Here is an 11413-nt window from a genome sequence, read left to right as displayed (position 1 = left end):
TGCTGTATTGGCAGACTGAACTGCTGGTTTATTTTTTAAGGACATGCATTGATTAACTCCGAAACTTATTCTTCCCTTCATGAGCGCTTGTCTCGCTGGCTGTTGTTATTTTGTTTAATAGCGGTAGGGATTGGGCAATCTTTTATCTTTACGTCTTTACCACCAATAGGTCGTGAAATTGGTCTTGCTGATGTCCGGATTAGTACACTGATCACCGTTGGTGCCGCCACTTTTGTGGTTGCGGCTTTTCTGTGGGGAAGCATTATCAACAGAATTGGCCGAGTGCGTTCGGTAATTATCGGCATGAGTTGCTACGCTGTTACCATTGGCACTACAGGTTTTGTGCTTCAGGAAGCATTGGCAAAACATTTAACCGCGGAGCAGACATATTTTAGTGTGTTTGTTTTGCGAATTATTTTTTCGCTAGGAATCGCTGGGATTTTACCTTCTATTCAAACCTATTTAATTTCGCACACAGATATTAAGCATCGCAGTTCGACTATTGCGATGATTGGCGCTTCTTTTAGTATTGGGATGATTTTAGGTCCTGCGTTTGCGTCTTTGTTGAGCGGTCTTGGTCTAACAGCGCCTTTTTATATTATTTCTTTTTTAGCTGGTTCGTCAGCATTGCTGGTGGTGTTTTTTGTCAAAGATACCAAGCATGTTCGTCAATTTGTGAAACCTCCCAAAATTAATTGGTTCACCCAGCCAGTCATGCCGTTCTTGTTTATGTCCTCTTTGTCGATTTTATCTATGACAGGCGTGCAGCAAATTATGAGCTTTTTGATTCAAGATAGGTTTCAGCTTGATGTTGCTCAAACAACCCATCAGTTAGGGTTTGCTATGATGACCATGTCTTGTTTTAGTATTTTGGTGCAGATGATATTGGTACCGCGCTTCCAGCTTGGCGTAGTCACTTTGATTTTCTCTGGTGTGGGGGTTGGAATAGTGGCTCAGCTAGCGTTTATCTTTTTGGATTCTTATTTTGGCGTGCTGGTTGCCATGGGGTTATTTGGTGCCGGTTTTGGTTTCTTATTTCCAGGTATAGTGACCGCGCAAACCTTGTTGGTAAAGGACGATCAACAGAGCCGATTAGCCAGTATGAATGCATCAATGCAAGGGCTTGGTGCTGCCTTGGGGCCCGTCACATTGGCTTCTTTGTATCAGCTTGGTCAATTGGTACCATTTTTTGGCTTAACGTTTGCTCTGTTCTTTATGTTGGTTGTTTTCATGTACTGCAAAGCAAAATTAGGACACGCTTTTTAGTTTTATATTCTGTTATGAATTGAGTTGAGTTTGAGTCACTTGGCGTGGTGATATCCCAAAGTGTTGATGGAAGCGTCGACTAAAGTGACTCAAACTTAAGTAACCTAGTTCATAACTCACTTCTGTTACTGAAGATTTCTCTTGTAAGCGCTGGTAGGCGCGGCTCATCCTTCTTTGGTGTTGGTATTCTAAAGGTGTGCAGCCTAGTTGGCGTTTAAAATTTTCGTAGAAGCGGCTTCGGCTCATGCAAGCCATTTTAGCCAGCTGATTGATATCTAATGGTTGGGCTAGGTTTTGTTCTATCCATTGGATAACACAGGTCAAGCCATTTGCATCAGGTGCGCGTTGGGTGAAGCGCAATAGTGCGTCTCGGCCGTGATGTCTGAGTATGCGAGTGACCAGCTCGCTGACCCCAAAGTCGACGAGCAAATCTCGGTCTGGATCATTGCGCAAAAAATCACTGGTAAGACGATCGATGACTTGTTGAGTTGCTTGGGTGTGCAAAGTATGTAGGTGTTGGTTGGGATCCAATGTCACGTTAGTCGGCAGAGACTCTACCATAATGTCATTCATGCGATCGCAAATTTGCGCGACTCGTTCTTGCGAAATAGCGATGGTGAGACAAGTGGTTGGGTTATGAAACTCGGCTTCGGGGAAGTCGATAAAGACTTCCTCCTTAGGTGCCAAAATGAAAGATTCATGGGGTAGAAAAGGTATATTGTCATGGTCTTTTGTGTGCATGACCTTTGCGCCTGTCACCATTCCACAATAAAGCAAGGACTCGGCTTTTAAGCTGACTTTTTGGGCTTGCTCATAAGTATCGTAGATACTCAATTCAGAGTGCGGCCCAGCAAAACACACACGGTTTTCGACCAGCTGAATGGGGGCGCGTTTATGTTGCTGTAATGTTTTTTCTGTCGAGATAGAACGACTCATTAACACACCTCTTTTATCTTCATATTGTTATTTTAATAGTGTGGCGTGGTGAATTCTCTTTTACTCATCATCTCTCTTGCTTGCTCAAGGGTCAATACAAAAGCAGCGCAGAAATGGATCGCTAGACAAGTTTCATGGACTCACAGGCAAGTTTTCTTCTTTCTTTCTTCCTACTCTTAGTCACAAGGTTAAAAACAAAAACAATGGAGATACTATATGATCTACGCACAACCTGGTACTAACGGTAGCCTTATTACATTTGAAGCCCAGTACGGTAATTTTATTGGCGGTGAATGGGTTGCTCCGGTGAAAGGCCAATATTTCGATAATATCAGTCCTGTTAATGGTGAAGTATTTTGTCGAATTCCTCGCTCTACTGAAGAAGATATTAATCTAGCTCTAGATGCGGCCCATGCTGCTCGAGCGGCTTGGGGCAAAACGTCCGTCACCAATCGCTCTAATATATTATTGAAAATTGCCGATCGTATTGAGCAAAATCTAGAAGCGCTGGCGGTTGCCGAAACATGGGATAATGGTAAAGCGGTTCGTGAAACTTTGAACGCTGATATCCCTTTGGCCGCTGATCACTTTCGATATTTCGCTGGTTGTTTACGTGCGCAAGAAGGTAGTACGGCTGAACTAGACGAACACACTGTGGCGTATCACTTTCATGAGCCATTAGGCGTTGTTGGTCAAATTATTCCTTGGAACTTTCCAATCTTGATGGCGGCATGGAAACTGGCTCCAGCACTTGCGGCGGGTAACTGTGTGGTTCTAAAGCCAGCAGAACAAACGCCAGCGTCTATTCTTGAATTGATCAAAGTCATTCAAGATCTATTGCCACCAGGCGTACTTAATATCGTTAATGGTTACGGTAAAGAAGCGGGCGAAGCATTAGCGACTAGCAAGCGTATTGCCAAAATTGCCTTTACCGGATCGACGCCAGTTGGCTCTCATATTCTGAAATGTGCGGCTGAAAATATCATTCCGTCTACGGTTGAGTTGGGCGGTAAATCGCCAAACATCTACTTTGCTGATGTAATGCAACACGAAGAGTCTTTTATTAGTAAATGTGTTGAAGGTTTGGTGTTGGCTTTCTTTAACCAAGGGGAAGTGTGTACTTGTCCTTCTCGAGCTCTGGTTCATGAATCGATTTATGACGAGTTTATGGCGTTAGTCATAGAACGTACCAAAACCATTAAACGTGGTAATCCATTGGATACCGATGTGCAAGTGGGCGCTCAGGCATCCAAACAGCAGTTTGATAAAATAATGAGCTATATCGACATTGGTAAAGCTGAAGGTGCGCAATTGCTGATTGGTGGTGACATTGAAGCGGTAGATGGTTTAGATAAAGGCTTTTATGTACAGCCAACTTTATTCAAAGGCTCTAACGACATGCGTATCTTCCAAGAGGAGATTTTTGGGCCAGTGGTCAGTGTGACAACCTTTAAAGACGAAGCGGAAGCGCTTGCTATTGCCAACGACAGTGAGTTTGGTTTAGGTGCAGGGGTTTGGACAAGAGATACTAACCTTGCTTATCGTATGGGGCGTAACCTTGAAGCGGGTCGTGTTTGGATGAACTGTTATCACCAATATCCGGCTCATTCCGCTTTTGGGGGGTATAAAAAATCGGGTGTTGGTCGTGAAACTCATAAGATTGCTTTAGAGCATTATCAACAAACGAAAAACATGTTGGTTAGCTATGATGTAAACCCATTAGGTTTCTTCTGATCAAGACCAACGATTAGATTGTGGGTTATGAATGTAACCCTTAGAAAAAAAGAAGAGCCAAAAGACAGCAGTCTTTTGGCTCTTTTTTTACTTCTGAATTTTAGATTAAATTAATGTTTGTGCTTTTTGATTTCACCTGATTTAAGGCGAGACATATAAGAGTTTAGCTCTTTCTTAACAATTGGCATTAAGCAATATAAGCCAATGATATTGGCAACGGCCATGGCGAAAATTGCGGCATCAGAGAAGTCGATAACCGGTCCTAAACTTGCGGCAGCACCAATAATGACAAAGACACAGAAGATGATTTTAAATGTTAATTCGGCTTTTTTTCCTTCACCAAATAAATAGGTCCAAGCTTTTAGTCCGTAGTAAGACCAACTAATCATGGTTGAGAAAGCAAACAGAATCACCGCAATCGCCAGTATAGTAGGGAACCAACTAAAGGCAGAGCCAAAGGCCGCAGACGTTAACGCAACACCAGACGAGCCATCTGCCGTCATGATGGTTCCGCTTTCGTTCAGGATGTACATACCTGTATCAGGGTTAACCATTAACTGCCCAGTAATGATGATGACAAGCGCGGTCATTGTGCAAATCACAACGGTATCAATGAAAGGCTCTAATAAAGAAACAAAGCCTTCTGTGATTGGTTCATTAGTTTGTACTGCTGAGTGAGCAATAGCTGCAGAACCAACGCCCGCTTCATTCGAAAACGCGGCTCGTTTGAAGCCCTGAATCAAGGCACCGACCAAACCACCGGCAACGCCTAATCCGGTAAAAGCGCCTTGGAAGATCTGCCCAAATGCCCAGCCAATTTTGTCTGCGTTGACGAGTAAGATCACAATCGCGGCACCAACGTATAAAATGCCCATGATAGGAACGATTTTATCCGTCACACGAGCGATCGATTTTATGCCACCAACAATAACCACAAAAACCAGTGCAGCAAAAATGATACCGGTAATCCAACCAGGGTAGTCACCAACTACTTGAGTCAACTGGGCATGGGCTTGGTTCGCTTGGAACATATTACCGCCGCCTAAAGAGCCCAAAATACAGAAAATAGCAAAAATTGCCGCAAGCAGTTTGCCACCGGGAATGTTGCGTTCTTTGAAGCCTTTGGATATGTAATACATCGGGCCGCCAGACACGCTTCCATCTTTGTATTCGTTACGGTATTTTACCCCCAAGGTACATTCTGTGAACTTTGACGCCATACCCATAAGGCCTGCGACAATCATCCAGAATGTTGCACCGGGTCCACCAATAGAGACAGCCACTGCAACCCCAGCAATATTACCAAGTCCAACAGTGCCGGAAAGGGCGGTTGCCAATGCTTGGAAATGGCTGACTTCACCCGCGTCGTTTGGATCGGAATAATCGCCTTTTACCAAAGCGATAGAGTGACCAATACTGCGGAACTGAACAAAACCAAAGTACAGAGTGAAAATAGTTGCCCCTGTTACTAGCCAGAGAACTATCCAAGGAAAGCTGGTACCTGGAAGTGGTGCAAAAATCAAATTTACAAACCAACCTGTAGCGTTACCAAACGCTTCATTAACAACAGCGTCAATGCTTTCTGCTGCCTTTAATGAAGAGCTTAACCCGAATAGAATCAGGGCATTTAACACACTAAATAAATAGGTAAATTGTTTCATAGTATACTTTCCCTTAGCTGACGACGGTGACTGGGACATTCGCACTCATAACCAAGTTGGCCGTTACACTGCCGAATACTCTTGCGCTTAAGCCTTGTTCTGTAGATCTGGCTACCACAATTTGTTCGGCATTATTTTCGACTGCGATGTTGTTGAGTATGGTGGCGGCTTTGCCAAATTTGACTGCACCAGAGGCTTTGATACCAGCTTCTTTTAAGGCATTGATAGCTGGATCTATTACACGTTCTTGGGCGTTTTGGGTTTCAATTTGCTTTTGTTTTTTACGAAGGGAGTTTTCTTCTGGGGTTTGGAAAGTGTACGGAGACCATTCAACGACACATATTAGTTGTAGTTCGCATTCACTCCCTATAAGTGTCGCAAGCCGCTTTGCGTAGGATAAGGCTCGATTACCGGCTTCACTTCCATCAACACCTACAATGATTGTTGCTGACATAGACAAGTCCTCTTTTGGGTTGGTTAGTTATTAATGGTAGGCGGTTTTCAGGGTTAAGCAATTTTTATACAGGTCGACTTTGTCAGCTTAGGCCTTGAAAGCAGAATGTTGATTTGACCATCTAGGTTTGACTGATTTGTCTTGAAGCGCCAAAAAATTGCCTTTTTCCTGATGTCTGCTTTATCCAGTAAAAAAACGTCTGTTTCCAATTGGAAACTTTGTCTTATAAGTGATAATTTCGCTCATTGATAACTTCGTGTTTGGTATTTTTTTATTGTCGTGTAGAAAGCGCTTCACGGCAGAGGGTAAAGGCTATGGCAATCAGTTTATTTGACCTTTTTAAAGTGGGGATTGGTCCTTCAAGTTCTCATACAGTTGGTCCTATGGTGGCGGCAAATCAATTCGCTCACCAGTTACAAGATCGAGAGCTACTATCAAAAGTCGGTCGTTTAAAAATTGATTTGTATGGTTCGCTTGGTGCCACCGGAAAAGGTCATGGAACGGGTACGGCTGTTCTAATGGGGCTTGAGGGGGAATTGCCGGATGTTATTGATCCTAGTCGTGTTAATGAACGGGTTGATCAAATAACGTCTTCCTCGTTGCTGAATTTATTGTCAAAACAGCCTATTACTATCGACGTTGCAACAGATCTGATTTATCACCGTGTCGATCGTTTAGACTTTCATGCTAATGGCATGACACTGGTTGCTTTTGGCGCTGATGGTGATGTGATTCATCAATCGACCTTTTATTCCGTTGGTGGTGGCTTTATTGTTCAGGAAGATGAGCACGGCAATGTGGCCTTGGTTGAAGATGCGACTGAACTTCCTCATGTTTTCCATAGTGCAGAAGATTTGATTCGACTTTGCCAAGAGCAAGGCAAAAGTATTGCCCAGATTATGATGGAAAATGAGACTCATTGGCGAACTGAAGAAGAAGTTAGGCAAGGGATTTTGTCTATTTGGTCTGTCATGAGAAACTGCGTTCAGCAAGGTATTCGGAACGAAGGTATTTTACCCGGTGGCTTAAAAGTTAAACGAAGAGCCGCTAGTTTACACAGAGACCTAACCAGTAAAACGCGCATGGACATGATCACGCCGTCTCTTGGTGCTATGGACTGGGTCAATCTATATGCTTTAGCGGTCAATGAAGAAAATGCGGGAGGAGGGCGTGTTGTGACAGCGCCAACCAATGGAGCCGCTGGCATCATCCCTGCGGTATTACATTATTACTGGGAGTTTTGCCCTCGTTCCAGTGAAGAAGGGATAATTACCTTTTTCCTAACGGCGGCCGCTATTGGGTTCTTGTTTAAAGAGAATGCCTCTATTTCTGGAGCAGAAGTGGGTTGCCAAGGTGAAGTTGGCTCGGCATGTGCCATGGCCGCAGCAGGATTGGCCGCTGCAACAGGTGGCACACCAGAGCAAATAGAAAATGCTGCCGAAATCGGTATGGAGCATAATTTGGGTCTTACTTGTGACCCGATTGGTGGTTTAGTGCAGGTGCCTTGTATTGAGCGAAATGCTATGGCATCCATGAAAGCCATTAACTCTGCGAGTATGGCGCTTCGAGGCGATGGAACACATTATGTGTCTCTTGATAAAGTGATTCGTACTATGCGAGACACAGGCAGAGATATGAATGATAAATACAAAGAAACCTCGCGAGGTGGTTTAGCGGTCAATGTGATTGAGTGTTAGATATGTCGCTATATTACACCTGTAATAAAATAGTCATATTTCTGTAGTATATTTATCATTAAGTGCCTTAGCGGGCACTTTTTTTTGTCCTTTTTCGAGTCGTGATGATCAATAGACTTAGGGGTTTTTATCTAAAGACTCCCAGTGTAGAATGACGCCGAATTTACATTTTACAGAAATGTGACGGGATGAATTGAGAGCCAAATTTATTTTGGATGCTAGGATAAGCATGTCGTTGATGGTTGCAGTTTAGTCTGAACGGTCAACGGTTTGGCATAGATTAATTATAGAAAGAAGAGCCCGTATGGATCTTACAAATAACCCGAAAGAAGAATCCACTTTACTGAGTGGTCATGAATTTGTTCGTGTATTGATTGCCTTAGCCTTTGTTTTGGCATCTGGTTTTTATGCTTCATCTAATGGCGTTGGGGTTTCTAATTTATCTATTTTAGCCATCGCTGCTGCAATTGGTGCCTACATGGCTGTCAATATCGGTGCTAACGATGTAGCTAATAACGTTGGGCCTGCTGTTGGCTCAAAAGCCTTGTCGATGACTGGGGCGATTTTGATAGCGGCGATTTTTGAAGCTGCAGGTGCTTTGATTGCTGGTGGTAACGTTGTTGGTACGATCAAGAATGGCATCATCAATCCTAACTCAATTGGCGATGCTGAAACCTTCATTTGGGTTATGATGGCGGCCTTGTTAGCGGGCGCAATTTGGCTAAACTTAGCGACTTACCTTGGTGCTCCTGTATCGACGACGCACTCCATTGTTGGTGGTGTACTGGGCGCAGGTATTGCTGCTGGCGGTTGGGATATCGCAAATTGGGATAAATTAATTGCGATTGTTGCTAGCTGGGTAATATCCCCTGTAATGGGCGGCGTGATTGCGGCGTTATTCTTAATGTACATTAAGCGTGCCATTACTTATAAAAGCGACATGATTGACTCCGCGAAGAAGGTTGTGCCTTTATTGGTTGGATTGATGGTTTGGGCGTTTTCTACTTACCTTATTCTAAAGGGGCTTAAGCGCCTTTGGAAACTAGACTTTATTACGGCTGCGATGATCGCTTTTGCCATTGCGCTAACTGTTTATTTCCTTGTTCGCCCTATGGTTGACAAAGCTGCATCCGCATTGAAGAACGACAAAGATGCAGTGAATAGCTTATTTACGCTGCCTCTTATAGTGTCTGCGGCCTTGCTAAGTTTTGCTCATGGTGCAAACGATGTTGCCAATGCGATTGGGCCTCTTGCTGCAATTAATGATGCACTAATGACGGGTGCTGTTTCTAGTAAAGCATCTATTCCTATTTGGATCATGATGGTAGGCGGGATTGGTATTGCTGTTGGTCTTGCTCTATTTGGTCCAAAGCTGATCAAAACAGTGGGCTCAGAGATAACAGAGCTTGATAAAACTCGTGCTTTTTGTGTGGCGATGGCGGCGGCGATTACCGTTATTATTGCCTCTCAGTTAGGGTTGCCAGTGAGCTCAACTCATATTGCCGTAGGCGGTATCTTTGGTGTAGGTTTCTTACGTGAATATTTGAAACAATCTTATGAGAAAAAGCTGGCTTCTATTATTTCTCACTCTGAATCTGCAGGTCATGACGGTGAACAAACACAAGAGTTTGTAAAGCGTTTTAAGCTAGCAGATGTAGAAGAAAAACGTGCGATATTGAAAGAATTGAAGGCGGCACAGGCAGCATCTCCTATCTCATCTGCAGAGCGTAAGAGCTTGAAGAAAGCAACTAAGAAAGAGTTAGTGAAGCGCTCTGCGTTATTGCGTATTGCTGCCGCGTGGGTCATTACAGTACCAGCATCTGCTTTGCTTTCAGCTGTGATCTTTTACATGCTCCTTGGCTTTTCAGTTTCTCGATAAGATATTTAAAGATAAAACAAAAAAGATCAGGTTTACTGGTCTTTTTTTGTTTCCAGCGTATATTCTGTGTTATATAAAAGTAAGTTGCTTGTTTTGCTTTTTAATTAAAGTCATTGTTTAGGTAACGATTTAGAAATGAAATCAGTTGTGTTGATCTTAGTTAGCGTTACCATATGTACTTTGTTGTGCTTTCTTCCTGTATTTTTAAAATGGAAAAAAAAACAAAGAGAGTTACGAGAAAAGCTACTTTCTCGCTTATCGAGTAGAAGTGATCATTTATTCCATTCCTTGCAAATTATTTCTGATCGCTATTTAGCTCGAGACACTAAAATTTTCATTGTAGAGTATTTGCTATCTGTTATTACTCAGCTTACAAGGGCTAATTGCAAGTCACAGTTTGTTTCAAAACAAGCTGATTTAGTTAAAATTCTAACGGAGTTAAGGTTAGGACAACAAATTAAAGTAAAAGATAGAGTGTCTAGTCAAGAGCAACTAGATCAAATTCAAAATGCACTGAAATTTATGCTCAGAGAGATGAGGAATATGAGCGAAAATTATGGTTTGAGTCGCGTTACCATAAGGCATCATATCTTATCAATTCGTTATGCGCATGCTTTGGCCTATCGTGACCTTTTAGTGAGACAGGCTAGACAGGACTTAGATTGCGATAAAAAAAACAGAGCGCTTGAAAAGTATCGTATAGCATTATCTGTGATTGAAAAAAATAGTTCTGTGAGTAGCTCGAAACGAGAAATAGTACGTCTACAAAAAATGATACAGGAAGTTGAAAGCGTTTTATTTTCAAAGAATAGTAAACAAGAACCCACGTTGAAGTGAGTTGGTTTGTGTAATATCTTTTGAAAGTCGCTAGGCGTTTTGTCTATAAATATTACTAAGGTAAATTACGTATCATATGACAGCAGTTACTATTACAGTGCTTTTGCTTGTTATTGGTGGATTTATTGCCTTCGCAACCTCCCTACAGCTAAAAGAGCAGGCGCGATTGGAGAAATTACGAAAGGTGGCAAACCTTAATAATCAATTGCGCCAAGTACGTCGATACCTTGATGAAATGCCTTCTCAATATCAACCCAAAGATATGAGGCTTTGGCTTTTTTCTCGTATGATTGCTATCTACGATCAGCTTATTTTATTACAACCAGATCCGACATTAACCCGCCGTCGTGGGCATCTTGCCGAGGAAATGGCTGAGTTTCAAACAAATAAGCAAAAAAGACGCGCAAAACCGATGAACGACGAGATACTTATAATCGAAGTGAAGCGCCTGTTTGAATCCTTTAAGTCATTTTTGATTGTTTCTCAGAAAGAAAAATCTATCGACCCTGATGTTGTTTACCGATACAGTAAACTGTTGAATTTCTATCATTACAAAATTAATTCAGACTATCATGCTTACCTTGCTCGCAAAGCATTTTTGAGTGGCCAGATGGATACGGCAGTAGAGATGTATAAAGAGGCTCTGGGACAGTTAACGCCCATTAAAGATTCTGTTGAAGCTCAGCCAACAATTCTCAAACTAAAAGACTTGATACAGGAAATTGAAGAAGATCTTGCTTTACAAAAAGCGGAAGAAGAAATAACCCAAAATATGTCTAATGGTGATGAAGAAGAAATGGATGATGAATGGAATAAATTTATCGAAGACTCTTCATTTAAAGAAAAAAAGCGTTTTTAGAGACTGTAACTAATTTTGTGTAACTGCCTATCACAACATATTCTATTGAGAATTAAGGATAGGTAGATGCAAATGAACAAAAAAGAACTT

9 protein-coding genes are annotated in these 11413 nt (G+C 42.3%); 6 read left to right on the top strand and 3 right to left on the bottom strand.

Features of this window, described 5'->3' with window-relative positions:
* Positions 1-48: 48 nt before the first annotated feature.
* Complete coding sequence (locus AC2A4J_RS12795) at positions 49-1266, top strand: MFS transporter (protein WP_484176297.1); 1218 nt, start codon at positions 49-51, stop codon at positions 1264-1266.
* A gap of 12 nt (positions 1267-1278) precedes the next feature.
* On the opposite strand, the gene AC2A4J_RS12790 is transcribed toward AC2A4J_RS12795, so the two are convergent.
* Positions 1279-2202, bottom strand: a complete 924-nt coding sequence (locus tag AC2A4J_RS12790; protein WP_255825809.1) for an AraC family transcriptional regulator — start codon at positions 2200-2202, stop codon at positions 1279-1281.
* Between the two features lie 216 nt (positions 2203-2418).
* On the opposite strand from AC2A4J_RS12790, the gene exaC reads away from it, so the two are divergent.
* Entirely contained in the window at positions 2419-3936 is a 1518-nt protein-coding gene (exaC, locus tag AC2A4J_RS12785) for an acetaldehyde dehydrogenase ExaC (protein ID WP_484176296.1), read from the top strand.
* A 110-nt stretch (positions 3937-4046) separates the two neighbouring features.
* On the opposite strand, the gene AC2A4J_RS12780 is transcribed toward exaC, so the two are convergent.
* Both AC2A4J_RS12780 and AC2A4J_RS12775 read right to left on the bottom strand, forming a co-directional pair.
* The gene (locus AC2A4J_RS12780) at positions 4047-5597 is read right to left on the bottom strand and encodes an alanine/glycine:cation symporter family protein (RefSeq protein WP_484176295.1); all 1551 of its coding nucleotides are present in this window, start codon (positions 5595-5597) and stop codon (positions 4047-4049) included.
* Between the two features lie 13 nt (positions 5598-5610).
* Positions 5611-6051 (bottom strand): universal stress protein, encoded by a 441-nt coding sequence (locus AC2A4J_RS12775; RefSeq protein ID WP_255825806.1) that lies wholly within the window; start codon positions 6049-6051, stop codon positions 5611-5613.
* Positions 6052-6365: 314 nt separating this feature from the next.
* On the opposite strand from AC2A4J_RS12775, the gene AC2A4J_RS12770 reads away from it, so the two are divergent.
* From AC2A4J_RS12770 to AC2A4J_RS12755, 4 genes are all read left to right on the top strand, one after another.
* Positions 6366-7748, top strand: a complete 1383-nt coding sequence (locus tag AC2A4J_RS12770; protein WP_484176294.1) for an L-serine ammonia-lyase — start codon at positions 6366-6368, stop codon at positions 7746-7748.
* A gap of 304 nt (positions 7749-8052) precedes the next feature.
* On the top strand, positions 8053-9627 hold the full coding sequence (locus tag AC2A4J_RS12765) for an inorganic phosphate transporter (RefSeq protein ID WP_484176293.1): 1575 nt from the start codon (positions 8053-8055) through the stop codon (positions 9625-9627).
* Between the two features lie 135 nt (positions 9628-9762).
* Entirely contained in the window at positions 9763-10464 is a 702-nt protein-coding gene (locus AC2A4J_RS12760) for a hypothetical protein (RefSeq protein WP_484176292.1), read from the top strand.
* A gap of 76 nt (positions 10465-10540) precedes the next feature.
* Positions 10541-11323: a hypothetical protein gene (locus AC2A4J_RS12755; RefSeq protein ID WP_484176291.1), complete on the top strand. Its 783-nt coding sequence runs from the start codon at positions 10541-10543 to the stop codon at positions 11321-11323.
* Positions 11324-11413 lie beyond the last annotated feature (90 nt).

It is taken from the genome of Marinomonas sp. ATLA20, from assembly GCF_057180105.1.
The sequence above is the reverse complement of the archived record's forward strand: the minus strand, read 5'-3'. Positions and strand labels throughout refer to the sequence as shown.